This window comes from Mycoplana sp. ABR4_002 (assembly GCF_056159645.1).
This window is the reverse complement of the sequence record NZ_JBSWVO010000001.1, coordinates 2,287,115-2,303,655: the sequence shown is the minus strand read 5'-3', so window position 1 is coordinate 2,303,655 and position 16,541 is coordinate 2,287,115. Positions and strand designations below refer to the sequence as shown.

Sequence of the window (16,541 nt, the reverse complement as noted above, 5' to 3'; positions counted from 1 at the left end):
GCCACCCGTCCCATCATACGAACCGAAAGAGCAGCACATGACCAAGGAACTCGGCGTCGGCATCATCGGATGCGGCAACATCTCCACCACCTACTTCTCGCTCGTGCCCCTGTTCAAGGGCATCAGGATCGTCGCCTGCGCCGACATCAGCATGGCCGCCGCGGAAACGCGGGCGGCGGAGTACGGCGTCGAGGCGCAGCCGATCGAGACGCTGCTGACAAACCCGGATGTCGACATTGTCGTCAACCTGACGATTCCCGAGGCGCACTATCCGGTATCGCGGGCGATCCTGGAGGCCGGAAAGCACGTCTATTCGGAGAAGCCGCTGGTGCTGTCGCTCGAGCAGGGCGAGGAACTGCGCCGGATCGCGACGGAGAAAGGGCTGACGGTCGGCTGCGCGCCCGACACCTTCCTCGGCGGCGGACACCAGCTTGCCCGTGCGGAGATCGACGCCGGCAAGGTCGGGCGCATCACGTCGGGCACCTGCCACGTGATGAGCCCCGGGATGGAAATGTGGCATCCGAACCCGGACTTCTTCTTCCTTCCCGGCGGCGGACCGGTGCTCGACCTCGGGCCCTACTACATCGCCAGCCTCATCAACCTGATCGGCCCGGTCAGGCGGGTTGCGGCGATCACGTCTTCGGCATCGCCGACCCGCACCATCACCAGCCAGCCGCGCGCCGGCGAGGTGATCCCGGTCAAGACGCCGACGACGGTCCATGCGCTGCTGGAGTTCGAAAGCGGCGCGACGATCACGATGGGGGCGAGCTGGGATGTCTGGTCGCACCGCCATGCGCCGATCGAGCTGTACGGCACCGAAGGCTCGATCTTCGTGCCCGACCCGAACTTCTTCGGCGGCGCGGTCGAGGTGAGCGGCAGGAGCAAGGATGTCACCGAGGTGCCGATGTGGAGCCATCCGCTCGCTGTCGACAACGAGGAGTTCCCGGGCGGCATGCGCGCCAACTACCGCGCCGTCGGGCTTGCGGAAATGGCGGCCGCGATCATGGCGGGGCGGGAGCCGCGCTGCTCGCTGGCGCGAACCCTGCACGGCGTCGACGTGATGGTGTCGATCCTGAAGTCGGGCGAGGAGGGGCGCTTCGTCGACCTGTCCACCACCTGCACCCAACCGGCGGCGCTCGGTATCGACGAGGCGCGGTCGCTGCTGCGCGACGCGGCGCTGTCGTCGGCGAGGAAGGGCACGCCGACGCGGAAGGTGGCGATCGCCTAGAGCGGTCGCGCCGACACGTCCTTAGCCACTTGTGGAACGTGCCCGGGCGGGAGTATCCAGTCCCGCCCGAATTGAAAGCAAAGGAATACCATTATGGCCTGGCTGCCCGCGGAAAACCGCTACGACACCATGAAATACAACCGCGTTGGACGCTCCGGCCTCAAGCTGCCGGCCATCTCGCTCGGGCTCTGGCACAATTTCGGAGACGAGACGCCGCACCAACGCAAGGTCGAGATGTGCCGTACCGCCTTCGACCTCGGCATCACCCATTTCGATCTCGCCAACAACTACGGACCGCCGGCCGGCTCGGCCGAGACCGCGTTCGGCGAGATCCTGCGCACCGACTTTTCCGGCCTGCGGGACGAACTGATCATTTCGTCCAAGGCCGGCTACGACATGTGGCCGGGCCCCTACGGCGAGTGGGGCAGCCGGAAGTACCTGATCGCCTCCTGTGACCAGAGCCTGAAGCGGATGGGGCTCGACTACGTCGACATCTTCTATTCGCATCGCTTCGACCCGGAAACCCCGCTGGAGGAGACCTGCGGCGCGCTCGACCACATCGTCCGCTCCGGTCGCGCGCTCTATGTCGGCATTTCCTCCTACAACTCGCAACGCACCCGCGAGGCGGCCACGATCCTGAAGGAACTCGGCACGCCATGCCTGATCCACCAGCCGAGCTACTCGATGCTCAACCGCTGGGTCGAGACCGACGGCCTGGTCGACACGCTGGAGGAACTCGGCATCGGCTCGATCGTGTTCTCGCCGCTGGCACAGGGCATGCTGACGACGAAGTATCTCGGCGGTATTCCCGACGAGAGCCGTGCGGCGCAGAATCACTTCCTGAAGAAGGATTTCATCCGCCCCGAGATCCTCGACAATATCCGCAAGCTCAACCAGATCGCCGAACGCCGCGGCCAGACGCTGGCGCAGATGGCGATCGCCTGGGTGCTGCGGGGCGGCCGCATCACCTCGGCCCTGATCGGCGCCAGCCGTGCAGCGCAGATCGTCGATTGCGCCAAGGCGCTGGAGACGCCCGATTTCACGGCCGAGGAACTGAGCGAAATCGATCGCTACGCGAAGGAGGCGGACATCAACCTCTGGGCCCGCTCGGCCGAGCTCGAATAGTCCGACCGACAGTGGCCGCCCGAAACCTTCGGGCGGCCTCTCTCAGCAAGATGATGAGGTGCGTACGGCAGGCGTGGCGCGCCGCCGGGGAGGCCAACGTTGATCCGCAATCCGATCCTGCCGGGCTTCAACCCGGACCCGTCGATCTGCCGCGTCGGCGACGACTACTACATCGCCACCTCGACCTTCGAGTGGTATCCGGGCGTACAGATCCATCACTCGCGGGATCTCGTGAACTGGCGGCTGGTGCGCCGGCCGCTCGAGCGCGCGGGCCAGCTCGACATGCGCGGCAACCCCGACAGCTGCGGGGTCTGGGCGCCGTGCCTTTCCCATGCCGATGGGCTGTTCTGGCTGGTCTACACCGACGTCAAGCGTTTCGACGGCAACTTCAAGGACGCGCACAACTACATCGTCACCGCGCCCGCGATCGAAGCCCCCTGGTCCGATCCCGTCTACGTCAATTCCTCCGGCTTCGACCCGTCGCTGTTCCATGATGAGGACGGTCGCAAGTGGTTTCTCAACATGCAGTGGAATCACCGGACTGAAAGTTATGGCGGGGCGCCGAAGTCGCCGGCTTTCGACGGCATCCTGCTGCAGGAGTGGGACGCCGCCGAGCGGCGCCTCGTCGGGCCGGCGCGGAACATCTTCGCCGGCAGTGCGCTCGGTCTCGTCGAGGGGCCACACCTGTTCAAGCGCAACGGCTGGTACTACCTGACGACGGCCGAAGGTGGCACCGGCTACGACCACGCGGTGACGATGGCCCGGTCGCGCCATATCGACGGACCCTATGAGATGCACCCTCAGGTGCACCTGATTACCGCGAAGGACCATCCGCACGCCGGCCTGCAGCGCGCCGGCCACGGGCAGTATGTCGAGACGGCGGACGGCCAAGCCTACCACACCCACCTGTGCGGCCGCCCGCTGCCCCCCCATCGGCGCTGCACGCTCGGCCGCGAGACCGCAATCCAGAAATGCGTCTGGCGCGACGACGGCTGGCTCTACCTGGAAGAGGGCGGTGCGCTGCCGGCGGCGGCAGTGCCGGCGCCCCTGGAGTCCGTTGCCGAAGAGCGCCCGGCGGAGATCGAACGGCATTTCGACGGCGGGGCGCTGCCGCCGGAGTTCCAGTGGCTGCGCACGCCGAGGGCGGAGCGGCTGTTCTCGCTTTCGGACCGGCCCGGCTACCTCCGCTTGTTCGGCCGCGAGAGCATCGGCAGCTGGTTCGAGCAGGCGCTCGTCGCTCGTCGCCAGGAACACCACGACTTCCGCGCCGAGACCGTGCTGGACTTCCTGCCCGATACCTATCAGCAGGTGGCGGGCCTCACCCACTACTACAATCGCCACAAGTTTCATGCCCTCGGCCTGACCTTGCACGAGCGGCTGGGCCAGGTGCTGACCATACTGTCCTGTGCTGGCGACTATCCGGAAAGTCGCCTGGCGTTTCCGCTCGGCAGCGGCGTTGCGGTCGGGGCAGGACCGGTGGGGCTGGCGATGGAGGTCGCGGGCAACGAACTGCAATTCTTCTGGCGGCCGGCCGACGGCGGCCCATGGTCGGCAATCGGACCGGTGCTGGACGCCGGCGTGGTGTCCGACGAGGGCGGGCGCGGCGAGCACGGCTCCTTTACCGGCGCCTTCGCCGGGCTGTTCGCCTTTGACACCTCGGGTCAGGGCAGGACGGCCGACTTCGGCCGTTTCCTCTACCGGGCAGCGTCCTGAGCAAACCCCGGTCGCGCGGGAACCGGGGGACCGATCAAGCTTCGCCCGGCCGTCAGGACGCCGGGCCGACGACGTCCGCGTGCGAGGGGAAGAAGCGCTGCTGGCCGTGGCGCTTGCCGAACATGATGTCGTGCTGCAGGAAACGATAGTCGCGGATGACCGGATCGATGTCCTTCTGGCGCGACCAGTCGGCGGTGGCGCGGCCGTCCTGGCGGATCAGCTGGTAGCGATCGACGACCTCAAAGCGCTCCTGAACGCGGCCCAGGAAACCGGTGTAGTAGGGGTGCTCATACCCGGCCTCCTTGAGGATATGGTAGGGCAGAAGCGCCGGGCTGATGGTGCCGAGGCCTTCCTTTGCGCCGGTCTTGTTGGACCAGATCACAAGCGGTGTCTCGTGCTCGGCCCGCATCTGCTCCACCGGTGCGCGCCGCGTCGCAGTGACCTGCTTCATGTAGCCGGTCGCGGTGTAGACCTTGTTGAGCGGCGGCAGGTGGTCGCCGAACACCACGATGATCGTCTCGCGGTCGCGGTCGCGCGCCCAGTCCATCAGCATCTTCAGGCTGTCGTCGGCCTCCTTGATGCCCTGGGCATAGGTAGCCAGCGCCTGTCGTTCGGCCAGCGGCAGGTTGCCCTCGACGCCGATCGTGTTCCTGGCGTAGCGGTTCGGCTCGTAAGGACCATGGCCCTGAAGCGTGACCGTGAAGAAGAAGAACGGGTCCTGCTGCGCGTCGGCCTGCTGGATCAGTTCCTTCATCAGCGCCTCGTCGGAAGCGAAGATGCCGCGCTTGGGCATCGCCGGCATGGTCTCCTGGGTCCGGAACGTCTCGAAGCCGAAGGACTTGTAGACGGAGGTCCGGTTCCAGAACCAGCCGGCAAAGGGATGGATCGCGCGTGCCGTGTAGCCCTCGCCGCGGAAGAAGGTGGCCAGCGAAGGAATCGGATTGCGGATGTACTGCTGGTAGGGGATGCTGCCGGTTGGCAGGAATGCGTTGGAGAAGCCGGTCAGCGCCTCGAACTCGATGTTCGCGGTCAGGCCGCCGAACTCGGGCGAGAAGATTGCGCCCGTCGTGTTCGCGCGGATGACCGGCATCGGGTCCGGGGTCAGCTTCACCGCCGGCAGGCGCGTCGGATCCCAGAGCGATTCGCTCATCACCACGATCACGTCCGGCTTGGAGCGATGACTCGTGCCGGCCGGCAGCGGCTCCTGGAAGATGCGATCGATCGCGTCGTTCATGTAGCCCGCGGGCGCGCTGACATTGGCCATCGGCAGGTTGATCGCAAAGGCGAGCGCGAAGCCGTTGTGGCGGTAGTTTTCGGCCTGGTCCCACATGATCGGGAAGATCCGGAGCCGATCGCGAAGCCAGGAGAACTGGTTGTAGTCCATGATCGAGACGAAGCCGGCCAGAATCGGCACGGCGATCGCCAGCCGAAGCGCGCGCTCCTTCATGGACAGGGGACGGAAGCGCTTCCAGGCGTAGACCCAGGCGGAAACGAGCGCCGCCAGGGCGCCCACGGTGCCGAGGCCGACCGCGACGGCCATCCCGGGCCGGTCGCGAACCAGCGCCGGCATCAGTTCCATGATCTGCCGACCGAACAGCAGGTCGGTCGGGTAGAGCGGGTCGGTGAGAAAGATCTGCTTCTGGACGGAAATAAAGGCCATGACGAGCGCGAGCGGGGCCAGCACAAGCACCGCCTTGTGCTGGCGGCCGATCAGCGCGTCGAGGGCGAGAAAGGCGAGCACGAACAGGGCGCAGGTGGTCCAGCCGGGCTGCGAAAGGGTCGTGAGGAAGGTGGCGGTGCCGGCAAGCGACTTGCGGGTGATGAGTTCGACAGCGGCAACGGTCAGGATCGCCAGCAGCAGCGTCAGCCCGACGGAGCGCAGGGCTTCCATCCCCCGTGCCATCCAGAGGGGGCGGCTCGTCTTGACGCCAAGCGTCTGCTTGCGGGCCGTGACGGCCACGGCTGAACTCACAGTGCGCACACTCTACTCCAGGCTTCACAAAAGTTTATTATGGTTGTCATATCCCTGTCATCTTGAATGGGGGATGAATGCTCTTGCAACGCCTGAGGTCGTCCCTGGTTGCGCCGTCGGCCGGACAGGAGACGCCAGGGCGGGGCTCGTTCATCGTGGCGCCGGTCGACTGCACAAACGAAAGCCGTTCGTTTTCAAATCGGCCGCCATGCTCTAAAGAGCATGCTGCGGAGCTGGCCTGACGCCGGCGCGCGGGCTGATCGAGGACAGAGATGATCGATACCAACAACCGGACCACGCTTCGCATCGCGGTCGCGCAGCTCAACCCGACGGTCGGGGACGTTGCCGGCAACCTGGCCAAGGCGCGCGCGGCGCGGACGGATGCGGGCGTACAGGGCGCGGATCTGCTGCTTCTGACGGAACTGTTCATTTCCGGCTATCCGCCGGAGGACCTGGTGCTGAAGCCCGCCTTTCTGAAGGCGTGCGAGGCCGCGGTCGAGGCGCTGGCGGCCGACACCGCCGACGGCGGTCCCGGCGTCATCATCGGCTTTCCACGGCTTGGCGATACCGGCCGGCACAACTCGGTCGCCGTGCTCGATGGCGGCAAGATCATCGCGACACGCGACAAGGTCGATCTGCCCAATTACGGCGAGTTCGACGAGAAGCGCGTGTTCGACCAGGGCGCGATGCCGGGGCCGGTCAATTTCCGCGGCGTCCGGCTCGGCATCCCGATCTGCGAGGACATCTGGGGCGACCTCGGGGTCTGCGAGACCCTGGCCGAGAGCGGCGCCGAGTTGCTGCTGTCGCCCAACGGCTCGCCCTATCACCGCGGCAAGATCGACATCCGCCATCAGGTGGCGATGCGGCAGGTGATCGAAACGGGCCTGCCGATCGTCTACGCCAACCAGCTCGGCGGGCAGGACGAACTCGTCTTCGACGGCGCGAGCTTCGGCCTCAACGCCGACAAGTCGGTTGCCTTCCAGATGAGCCAGTTCGAGGAGACGGTCGCGCTCGTCACCTGGCGCCGGGAAAACGGCGGCTGGCGGTGTGACGGCGGGCCGATGTCCAAGCTTCCCGAAGGGGAGGAGGCGGACTACCGCGCCTGCGTGCTCGGCTTCCGCGACTACGTCAACAAGAACGGCTTCAAGAACGTCGTGCTCGGCCTGTCCGGCGGCATCGACTCGGCGATCTGCGCGGCCATCGCTGTCGATGCGCTCGGCGAGGAGCGGGTGCGCTGCGTGATGCTGCCCTATCGCTACACCTCGCAGGAATCGCTGACCGACGCCGCGGCCTGCGCCGAGGCGCTGGGTTGCCGCTACGACATCGTCCCGATCGAGGCGCCCGTTGCGGGCTTCCTGGACTCGCTGTCCGACATGTTCGAGGGCACCGAGCCGGGGATCACCGAGGAGAACCTGCAAAGCCGCACGCGCGGAACGATCCTGATGGCGATCTCCAACAAGTTCGGCTCGATGGTGGTGACGACCGGCAACAAATCGGAGATGTCGGTCGGCTACGCTACGCTCTACGGCGACATGAACGGCGGCTTCAATCCGATCAAGGACCTCTACAAGATGCAGGTCTACGCGCTGGCCCGATGGCGCAACGGCTGCGTGCCGCCCGGCGCTTTCGGTCCGTCGGGCGAGGTGATCCCGCACAACATCATCGACAAGGCGCCGTCGGCCGAGCTCAGGCCGAACCAGACCGACCAGGATTCTCTGCCGCCCTATCCGGTGCTGGACGACATCCTGGAATGCCTGGTGGAGAACGAGATGGGTACGGAGGAGATCGTCGCGCGGGGGCACGACGAGGCGACTGTGCACCGGGTCGAGCACCTGCTCTACATCGCCGAGTACAAGCGCCGGCAATCGGCGCCGGGCGTGAAGATCACGAAGAAGAACTTCGGCCGTGACCGGCGCTATCCGATCACCAACCGGTTCCGCGACCGCTGACCGGAGCAGGACCATGCGCAGCTCGGTCGAGATCCACGACGTAACGACGGGACGCACGCGTATCGTCTGGCAGACCGATCGCCTGGTCGAGGCGCCGAACTTTGCGCGCGACGGCGCCGCGCTGATCGTCAACGGAGATGGGCGGCTGTACCGGCTGCCGCTCGATGGTCGCCCGCCGGAGCCGATCGACACCGGGTTTGCGGTTCGCTGCAACAACGACCACGGACCATCGCCGGACGGCCGGCTTCTGGCGATCACCGACAAGTCCGAATTCGGCAAGTCCGCGATCTATCTCCTGCCGGCCGAAGGTGGCGCGCCACGGCTTCTCACGCCCAACCTGCCGTCCTACTGGCACGGCTGGTCTCCGGACGGGACCAGCCTCTGCTACTGCGGCATTCGCGATGACGTCTTCGACATCTATACCATTTCGGCCGACGGCGGGGAGGAGAGGCGGCTGACGTTCGGCGAGGGCCGCAACGACGGCCCGGACTGGTCAAGCGACGGGTGGATCTATTTCAACTCCAGCCGTACCGGCCGCATGCAGATCTGGCGGGTGCGGCCGGACGGCCGCGACGTCACGCGGATCACCGACAGCCCCTGGAACGACTGGTTTCCGCACCCCTCGCCCGATGGCAGGCGGCTGCTGGTGCTGTCCTACGACGGGGACGTGCTTGACCATCCGCGTGACCGTCATGTCTGCCTGCGCCTGATGGAGGCCGACGGTGGCAACGACCGCGTGCTGTTCGAGCTGTTTGGCGGGCAGGGGACGATGAACGTGCCGAACTGGTCGCCCGACGGCCGGGCATTCGCCTTCGTTCGATACGTCCCGGCTGCCTGACGGTCCTGTCCTCGGGCGTGTCGGATCAAGACGTGCATAACCGCTGCCCAGAACAATCTTAAGTAATTGGATACCACGCCGCTTAAGGGAAAGTTCCCTCTTTTTCGCTATTTTCCCGGGTTAACGACAAGAGGGGCATGTCGGTCCAAGGCATGCATGAGGGGAAAATGGCGAGTGCTGGGGCTGCGGTCGTGCGCCGTGGCAGCGTTAAGATCATGATCGGTCTTGCGGCGGTGGCGATCGTCGCCCTGTTCGCTTGCGCCAACTTCATGGTGCTCGACTACTCTGTCCGGCAGGCCAACGAGTTTGTCGCCAGCACCGAGAAAACTCTGGTCAAGAACGAGTTCCGCCACCAGATCGAGCAGGTGGTGCTCTACCAGAGCGGCATGTCGGTCTGGGACAAGAGTTTCGACGAACTGGCCGACGGCTCGTTCAGCGACGAGTTCATCCGCCGGGAACTGCGCGACTGGCTGTGGAGCGACTTCGGCTTTTCGTGGATGGTGTTCACCAAGCCCGGGGCCAGCACGATCCTGGCCGTGCACAAGGGCAACGTTGTCGAGGCCAGGAAAGCCGACAAGCTGCTGTACTGGATCAGCGACCTGACCAAGCGAGCGGAGGCGGCCTACTACGCGGCGCTGCGCCGCACGCGCGACGGCTGGTTCCTGGGAGGTCCCCGCGAGAGCGGTACCGTTCTGTCGCCGGCCCTGGACCAGATCAACGTCACCGGCATGCGGATGATCGACGGAACGATGAGCATCGTCGTCGTACAGTCGGTGGTGCCGAAGCGGCTGTTCATCCCGGACGAGCGCAAGGCGCCGGTGCTCATGGTCACCGTCAAGCCGATCTCGGCGAAGATGCTGGCCGGCTCGGAACAGCGGCTCGGACTGAAGGAACTCGGCTTTTCGCCGATCACCACCGTCGACGACAACCTGCTGCTGACCGGCGTCGGCGGCGACGCGTTCAATCCGATGGTCGCTTCCTGGCGCCCCAACCGTCCGGGCTCGTTCGTGTGGGCCATGGCGATGCCGCAGATCACTGCGCTGGTGGCGATCTTCGGCCTGGTGATGGGTTTCGTCACCTACAAGTTTTCGGCCCTGGTCCGCGCGCTGCAGCGCAGCGAGTCGCGCAATTCCTATCTCGCCCGCCACGACGCCCTGACCGGGCTGCTCAACCGTTCCGGCTTCGACGACAGCGTCAAGAAGATGCTGGAAACGGCCGAAAGGCCGCTCGCCGTGTTTGCCATCGACCTCGACCGGTTCAAGGCCGTCAACGACCGCTACGGCCACGCTGCCGGCGATGCCGTGTTGAGGACGGTCGCCGGCCGTTTCCTGGAGCGGATCGGCACGCGGGGGACGGTGGCGCGGCTCGGCGGCGACGAGTTCGCCGTGCTGCTTCCAGGCCTGGTGGCGAGGCAGGACCTTCTGGACCTGGCCAACGGCCTCGTCCGCGACGCGCAGATACCGATCCCGTTCGAGGGCCAGATCCTCAGCGTCGGCAGCAGCGCCGGCGTCGCCGTCTTCCCGGACCATGGGCGGACGGTGCACGACATCATGGTGGTGGCCGACGCCGCGCTCTATGCCGCCAAGAACGGCGGCCGGAACCAGGCGATGTTCGCCACACCGGCCGATGCCGGGCAGCAGCCGGCGATCGACGCGGCCTGAGCCGCCACTCCATCGCCGGAAACAGACACTCCGGTGTCGATACCGGCCTTGAACGACGGCCGGCGATGTGCACAAGTGCAGTCCGTCAGGTGCCCCCAAGGGGGATAATCGGGAATTCGGTGGGGCTCGCCCCGAAGCCGGAACGTGCCCAGCGCTGTGACGGGGACGGCCAAGCCGGGAAGGATGCGATCCTTTCGACACTGCCACTGGTCCTTGACCGGGAAGGCAGGCATGGCCGGGTGAACCGGAGTCAGAAGACCGGCCTGGCGAGATGGACCTGCCCGCGCGGACGGCGGACGGTTGAACGCATTGTTGGGGAGATGACGATGCAACCTCCGCCGATGGACGATCTCGTCCGCGCGCAAGCCTTTTCGCCCGATGACCGGGCGGCCGTATACCGCGCCATCGAAACGCGTCGCGACGTGCGCGACCAGTTCCTGTCCGAGCCGCTGCCGGATGCCCTGGTCGAACGCCTGCTGCGGGCGGCGCACAGCGCCCCCTCGGTCGGCTTCATGCAACCATGGAATTTCATTCTGGTCCGCGATCCGCAAGTGCGTGGAGCGGCCCACGCGGCCTTTGCGCGCGCCAATGACGAGGCGGCGATGATGTTTCCCGAGGAGCGGCGGTCGCTGTATCGCTCGCTGAAGCTCGAGGGCATCCGCAAGGCGCCGCTCAGCATCTGCGTAACCTGCGATCCGGACCGCGGCGGCGGCGTCGTGCTGGGCCGGACGCACAATCCGCGCATGGACGTCTATTCCACCGTCTGCGCCGTGCAGAACCTGTGGCTGGCCGCGCGCGCCGAGGGCGTCGGCGTCGGCTGGGTCAGCATCTTTCATGACGCGGACATTCGCAGCCTGCTCGGCATCCCGGAGCGGATCGAGATCGTCGCCTGGCTGTGCCTCGGCTTCGTCGACGAGCTTTACCGCGAGCCCGAGCTTGCGGTGAAAGGCTGGCGCCAGCGCCTGCCGCTGGAGGAGCTGGTGTTCGAGGGGCGGTGGGACTGTCGGGGCGAGAGACCGTCGGCGCGCGGATCCTAGTTCGCGCCGGCGGGGTTGCGCAGATCGATCGCATGCTCCTTGTCCGGCAGGAAGACCGGGCCGACCGAGCGCACCTTGTCCTTTGCCGGATCGAAAGGCCGTTCGGCGATCGCCTCCTCGCTCGCCGGCGTGCCGACCGGCCGCATGCGGATAGTCGTGACCGAGCCTGCATCGTCCCTGGTCAATCCCTTTGCCGCGCCAAGGCCGGAGCCGGTGTCCCGGCCGGCCAGCGGGATCGCACGCCCTCCCGCCGCCTGGCGGTAGTAGGCGGCAAGATCGCAACCGCAGTCCTCCGACCGGGCGGCGTCGCGCGTGCGGTAGGCAAAGGCATTCGGCAACCGGGCATAGGTCCGTCCGGTCACGGTCGAGACCATCTGGCCGGTGTCGACCGAATCGAGTGCCTCGTAGAAGAGTTCGGTCTCGGTCTGCGGGCACATCCTGGTGCAGAGGCGCTGGTCGCGGCGGAAGTCGAGCGGCGATACGCCGTGGGCGATCGGGAAGAACGCGCCGTCGCAGGTCCTGACGCAGACCGTCTTGAGCCGGCCCGCCGGTGCATAACCCGGCGCGGCGGCATAGCGTGACGAGAGACCGTCGTCACCGAATTCCTCGTCCGGCATGGTCACTGGCGAATCGTAGGCCAGTTGCTCCTCCGCCGGCCGGCCGTTGGCGATGGTCTCGTTGCAGCCGTACAGTTCGAGGTCGGCCAGCAGGGTCGCGCGGGCGGTGCGGTCGCCGGCATGGGCGATCGCATTGCGCCGTTGTTCCAGAGCCTGCAGGCTGCGCTCGATCTCGGCGGTGGTCCCCTCGACGGCGGCGCACTCGTCGGCATTCGCACCGCCATAGATTTTGACGCTGCCGTTGCTGCAGCCGAGCCGGCGGAGGTCGGCCCTGGCCTTTCGCAGCTGCAGATTGCGCTGCGAGATCTCGTTGGAATACCGGCGCGTCTCGCTGCTTCGGTCCGCGACCGGGGGCAGGCTGGCAAGCTGCGCGCGCAGATCGATGCAGGTGTCGCTCGCCCGTGCCGGCAAGGCCACCGCGCAGGCAATTGCGGCAGCCGCCAGAACCATCGATCGGTACATGCTCAGGGGGGCCATGGTGGCTCCGGTCAGACTCGCAGGATGCACCGCCATCATACGGCCCCGGCGCGCGGGTGCAACGAACTGCCCACGAAAGTGATTAATATCGGCAATGCCGAGGTTTGCGCTAACGGCCGACCAGACCGGCACGAGTCGCCGGAATTGATATCGCCCGGCCCTTGGTGTAGCAAAGTGCGTCCACCGGCCGGCGTTCGGGCCAGTCAAGCGGGCCAGTCAATCCCGGTCGGACCGGTCCGGTCCCATCCACAGCCACAGGTCCTTTATGCGCCTTTCCTCCGTTCTGCTGAGCCCGTTCTATGCCCTCCAGCTGGCGTCCGGCGCCAAGTCCTTTGCGGACAATCCGATCATCGGCAGCAAGACGCTGAACCGGATGGGCCTGCATGCCAAGCGCGTCGGCCTGGCGATGGACATGGCCGACTGGCGGCGCAAGTCGCTGGCGCACCGGGTCACGGCCGAGCAACGACGCGAATACGAGCAGAACGGCTTCGTCAAGATCGAGAACTTTCTGCCGCCCGAGGTGTTCGCGCAGGTGACGGCCGAACTGGAGAACGCCGATTTCGACCGCTACGACATGCTGCAGGGCACGACGGTCACGCGCCGGGCGCTGATCGACGACAGCGACCTGGAACGCCTGCCGGGCTTCAAGGCCGCCCGCAACGATCCGCGGATGTCGAACCTTCTGCGCTATGTCTCCTCGCATGACGGCCAGCCGCTGCTCGTGGTGCAGGTGGTGATGGCGCTGCCGTCGACGCCGTCGAAGGAGGCTGCCTCCGATCCGCAGACGGCCCTGCACAGCGATACCTTCCAGCCGACGGCCAAGGCCTGGCTGTTCCTGAAGGATGTCGGCGAGGAGGACGGTCCGTTTTCCTACGTGCCAGGTTCGCACAAGATCACGCCGCAACGCATGGCCTGGGAAAAGCGCATCAGCGAGAACGCCGACACCCTCGAGAACAAGTATTCGGCGCGCGGCTCCCTGCGCATCATGCCGGACGAACTTGCCGCGCTCGGCTACGGCCAGCCGGTGCGGATGGTGGTCAAGGCGAACACGCTGATCGTCGCCGATACCCACGGATTCCACGCGCGCTGCCCGAGCTACAAGTCGACGACGCGGGTGGAGATCTATGGCTCGCTGCGCCGAAACCCGTTCCTGCCGGTTACCGGCCTGCACATCGCCTCGCTGTCCGTCATCAGGTCCCGGGTCAACCGGCTCGTGATCGGCGCCATGCGGCTGCGCGGCCGGCTCGGCCTGAAGGGTTCGCCCTGGGCGCCCGCCGGTCCCGGCAAGGCGCTGGAATGGTCGAAGCGGCTGAAGAAGCCGAAGGCTTAGGGCGGACCGGCGCCGGGCGCGCCATCGGCGCCAAAGACCTGTGCCCCATCGGTGACGGTGGAAAAGCGGGACGGGCCGACAGTCCGGAGCCGGGAACCGGCGGCCGGCTAGGTGCCCGCCGCTCCCTGATCGTCGGATCCGCTCACGCGGGGGAGGACGCCTCCACCACCGCCAGGGCCGCCATGTTGACGACGCCGCGTGAGGTCACCGATGGCGAGAGGATGTGGGCGGGCATGGCGGCGCCGAGCAGGATCGGGCCGACATGCAGGCCGTCGGTCATGGTCTTCAGCACGCCGAGGGTGATGTTGGCCGCATCGAGATTCGGAAACACCAGGAGGTTGGCCTCGCCGGTCAGCGTGCTGCTCGGCATGACGCGCTGGCGCAGGGCCTCGGAAATCGCCGAATCGCCGTGCATCTCGCCGTCGGCCTCGAGCTCCGGTGCCATTTGCCGCACCAGCGCCATTGCCGCGCGCATCTTGAAGGCGCTGACGGAATCGCGCGAGCCGAAATTGGAGTGCGACACCAGCGCCGCGCGCGGAACGATGCCGAACCGGCGGATTTCCCTGGCGGCCATCACCGTCGTCTGGGCCACTTCCTCGGCGGTCGGGTCGATGCTCACATAGGTGTCGGTGAAGAAGGTCGCGCCGCGCTGCGAGATCAGCAGGCTGAGCGCGGAGAAGTCCGTCACGCCTTCGCGCAGGCCGATGATCTGTCTGACGTCGCGCAGGTGCTTGGCATAGCGCCCCTCGACGCCGCAGATCAGCGCGTCCGCCTCGCCACGGCGAACCGCGAGTGCGCCGATCACCGTCTGGTTCGTGCGCACGATCGTGCGTGCGGCCTCCGGGATCACGCCCTGCCGGCCGACCAGCTTGAAATAGTCGTCGACATAGTCACGGTAGCGCGGATCGTCTTCCGGGTTGACGACCTCGAAATCGACGGAAGGACGAATGCGCAAGCCGTAGCGCTTGAGCCGGGTCTCGATGATCTGCGGGCGGCCGATCAGGATCGGCAGGGCGATGCTTTCCTCCAGCAGAACCTGCGCGGCCCGCAACACGCGCTCGTCCTCGCCCTCGGCGAAGATCACGCGCTTCTTCTCCGCCTTCCGGGCGGCGGCAAAGATCGGCTTCATGACGAAGCCGGAGCGCCAGACGAAGCGGTTGAGCAGGTCGAGATAGGCGTCGTGATCGGCGATCGGCCGGGTGGCGACGCCGCTGTCGGCCGCCGCTTGCGCGACCGCCGGGGCGATGCGCAGGATCAGGCGCGGATCGAAGGGCGAGGGGATCAGGTAGTTCGGGCCGAACACGGGTGTCTCGCCGGAATAGGCGCGCGCGGCGACGTCGGAGACCTCCTCGCGGGCGAGGGCGGCGATCGCGCGGACCGCCGCCATCTTCATCTCCTCGTTGATCGTCCGGGCGCCGCAATCGAGCGCGCCACGGAAGATGTAGGGAAAGCAGAGTACGTTGTTGACCTGGTTGGGAAAGTCGGACCGACCGGTACAGATCATCGCGTCGGGCCGCGCGGCGCGCGCCTCCTCCGGCATGATCTCCGGCGTCGGGTTCGCCAGCGCCATGATCAGCGGCTTGTCGCCCATGCGGGCGAGCAGTTCCGGCTTCAGCACGCCGGCGGCGGACAGGCCGAGGAACACATCGGCCCCATCGATCGTCTGGGCCAGCTCGCGCTTGTCGGTCTCCTGCGCATAGACGGACTTCCACTGGTCCATCAGTGCCTCGCGGCCCTTGTAGACGAGACCTTCGATGTCGTGGACCCAGATGTTCTCGCGCCGGGCGCCAAGCGTGACGAGCAGATTGAGGCAGGCCAGTGCAGCCGCGCCGGCGCCGGAGGCGACGATCTTGGCCTCCGCGATGTTTTTTCCGGCGAGTTCCAGGCCGTTCAGTACCGCGGCGGCGACGATGATCGCTGTCCCGTGCTGGTCGTCGTGGAAGACCGGTATGTTCATCTTCTCACGCAGGCGGCGCTCGACCTCGAAGCACTCCGGCGCCTTGATGTCCTCGAGGTTGATGCCCCCGAAGGTGGGCTCGAGCGCCGAGATGACATTGACCATCTCGTCGACGGCGGCCGCGTCGACCTCGATGTCGAAGACGTCGATGCCGGCGAACTTCTTGAACAGGACCGCCTTGCCCTCCATCACGGGCTTGGAGGCAAGCGGGCCGATATTGCCGAGTCCGAGCACGGCGGTGCCGTTCGAGATGACCGCCACGAGGTTTGCGCGCGCGGTGTAGTCGGCCGCGGTCTCGGGGTTGTCGCGGATCGCAAGGCACGGAGCGGCGACGCCGGGCGAGTAGGCCAGCGCGAGGTCACGCTGGTTGCCGAGCGGCTTGGTCGGCTGGATCTCGAGCTTTCCCGGTCGCGGATGACGGTGGAAGAACAGCGCCTGCTGGTCGATGTCGCCGCTCGCGGGCGTGGGTTTCGTCTTCGATTTATCGCCAGTGGTCATGTGCTTCCTGCCCGAGTTCAACGCGTCGTGCCGCCGCTTCTGGCACGGATGCGACGCGCCGTGAAGCTTGGCCGTTGCCATAAAGCCGCAATTTCCCGTGCGTGCAAGCCATACCTCCTGTTCGTAACAGTGGCGGGTG

Annotated in this window: 10 protein-coding genes, 1 pseudogene and 1 riboswitch; of the genes and pseudogenes, 8 read left to right on the top strand and 3 right to left on the bottom strand. The window is 66.6% G+C overall.

The features are described from left to right. Positions 1 to 37: 37 nt before the first annotated feature. From ACXAGF_RS11120 to ACXAGF_RS11110, 3 genes and pseudogenes are all read left to right on the top strand, one after another. A pseudogene (locus ACXAGF_RS11120) lies at positions 38 to 1,168 on the top strand (Gfo/Idh/MocA family protein); the annotation flags it as partial. 153 nt (positions 1,169 to 1,321) lie between these two features. Next, the gene (mgrA, locus tag ACXAGF_RS11115; RefSeq protein ID WP_475017001.1) at positions 1,322 to 2,353 is read left to right on the top strand and encodes an L-glyceraldehyde 3-phosphate reductase; all 1,032 of its coding nucleotides are present in this window, start codon (positions 1,322 to 1,324) and stop codon (positions 2,351 to 2,353) included. Between the two features lie 99 nt (positions 2,354 to 2,452). Next, a complete protein-coding gene (locus ACXAGF_RS11110) occupies positions 2,453 to 4,066 on the top strand; it encodes a glycoside hydrolase family 43 protein (RefSeq protein WP_475016999.1) in 1,614 nt (537 codons plus the stop codon). Between the two features lie 52 nt (positions 4,067 to 4,118). Here the strand turns inward: ACXAGF_RS11110 and ACXAGF_RS11105 are convergent, their stop codons facing one another. After that, on the bottom strand, positions 4,119 to 5,969 hold the full coding sequence (locus ACXAGF_RS11105) for an LTA synthase family protein (RefSeq protein WP_475019264.1): 1,851 nt from the start codon (positions 5,967 to 5,969) through the stop codon (positions 4,119 to 4,121). 341 nt (positions 5,970 to 6,310) lie between these two features. On the opposite strand from ACXAGF_RS11105, the gene ACXAGF_RS11100 reads away from it, so the two are divergent. The 4 genes from ACXAGF_RS11100 to bluB all read left to right on the top strand — a co-directional run bounded on the left by ACXAGF_RS11100 (position 6,311) and on the right by bluB (position 11,523). After that, positions 6,311 to 7,987 (top strand): NAD+ synthase, encoded by a 1,677-nt coding sequence (locus ACXAGF_RS11100; protein WP_475016997.1) that lies wholly within the window; start codon positions 6,311 to 6,313, stop codon positions 7,985 to 7,987. Between the two features lie 13 nt (positions 7,988 to 8,000). Beyond that, positions 8,001 to 8,825 (top strand): TolB family protein, encoded by an 825-nt coding sequence (locus ACXAGF_RS11095; protein ID WP_475016995.1) that lies wholly within the window; start codon positions 8,001 to 8,003, stop codon positions 8,823 to 8,825. Positions 8,826 to 8,992: 167 nt separating this feature from the next. Further along, positions 8,993 to 10,486 (top strand): diguanylate cyclase domain-containing protein, encoded by a 1,494-nt coding sequence (locus tag ACXAGF_RS11090; protein WP_475016993.1) that lies wholly within the window; start codon positions 8,993 to 8,995, stop codon positions 10,484 to 10,486. A gap of 70 nt (positions 10,487 to 10,556) precedes the next feature. After that, positions 10,557 to 10,767, top strand: a riboswitch (cobalamin riboswitch). Between the two features lie 45 nt (positions 10,768 to 10,812). Next, positions 10,813 to 11,523 (top strand): 5,6-dimethylbenzimidazole synthase, encoded by a 711-nt coding sequence (gene bluB / locus ACXAGF_RS11085; protein ID WP_475016991.1) that lies wholly within the window; start codon positions 10,813 to 10,815, stop codon positions 11,521 to 11,523. Here the strand turns inward: bluB and ACXAGF_RS11080 are convergent. Beyond that, complete coding sequence (locus tag ACXAGF_RS11080; protein ID WP_475016989.1) at positions 11,520 to 12,617, bottom strand: DUF2865 domain-containing protein; 1,098 nt, start codon at positions 12,615 to 12,617, stop codon at positions 11,520 to 11,522. The two genes, bluB and ACXAGF_RS11080, sit on opposite strands and share 4 nt — an antisense overlap. A 265-nt stretch (positions 12,618 to 12,882) precedes the next feature. On the opposite strand from ACXAGF_RS11080, the gene ACXAGF_RS11075 reads away from it, so the two are divergent. Further along, positions 12,883 to 13,947, top strand: coding sequence for a phytanoyl-CoA dioxygenase family protein (locus ACXAGF_RS11075; RefSeq protein WP_475016987.1), 1,065 nt, complete (start codon positions 12,883 to 12,885; stop codon positions 13,945 to 13,947). Positions 13,948 to 14,089: 142 nt separating this feature from the next. Here ACXAGF_RS11075 and ACXAGF_RS11070 read toward each other — a convergent pair whose 3' ends face one another. Then, positions 14,090 to 16,402, bottom strand: coding sequence for an NADP-dependent malic enzyme (locus ACXAGF_RS11070; protein ID WP_475016985.1), 2,313 nt, complete (start codon positions 16,400 to 16,402; stop codon positions 14,090 to 14,092). Positions 16,403 to 16,541: the final 139 nt, after the last annotated feature.

What these genes read in the sequence shown, in the direction of transcription:
- ACXAGF_RS11080 (WP_475016989.1), bottom strand. Translation starts at nt 12,617, where the DNA reads ATGGCCCCCCTGAGCATGTACCGATCGATGGTTCTGGCGGCTGCCGCA.
- ACXAGF_RS11105 (WP_475019264.1), bottom strand. Translation starts at nt 5,969, where the DNA reads ATGGCACGGGGGATGGAAGCCCTGCGCTCCGTCGGGCTGACGCTGCTG.
- bluB (WP_475016991.1), top strand. Translation starts at nt 10,813, where the DNA reads ATGCAACCTCCGCCGATGGACGATCTCGTCCGCGCGCAAGCCTTTTCG.
- ACXAGF_RS11095 (WP_475016995.1), top strand. Translation starts at nt 8,001, where the DNA reads ATGCGCAGCTCGGTCGAGATCCACGACGTAACGACGGGACGCACGCGT.
- ACXAGF_RS11070 (WP_475016985.1), bottom strand. Translation starts at nt 16,402, where the DNA reads ATGACCACTGGCGATAAATCGAAGACGAAACCCACGCCCGCGAGCGGC.
- ACXAGF_RS11075 (WP_475016987.1), top strand. Translation starts at nt 12,883, where the DNA reads ATGCGCCTTTCCTCCGTTCTGCTGAGCCCGTTCTATGCCCTCCAGCTG.
- ACXAGF_RS11090 (WP_475016993.1), top strand. Translation starts at nt 8,993, where the DNA reads ATGGCGAGTGCTGGGGCTGCGGTCGTGCGCCGTGGCAGCGTTAAGATC.
- mgrA (WP_475017001.1), top strand. Translation starts at nt 1,322, where the DNA reads ATGGCCTGGCTGCCCGCGGAAAACCGCTACGACACCATGAAATACAAC.
- ACXAGF_RS11100 (WP_475016997.1), top strand. Translation starts at nt 6,311, where the DNA reads ATGATCGATACCAACAACCGGACCACGCTTCGCATCGCGGTCGCGCAG.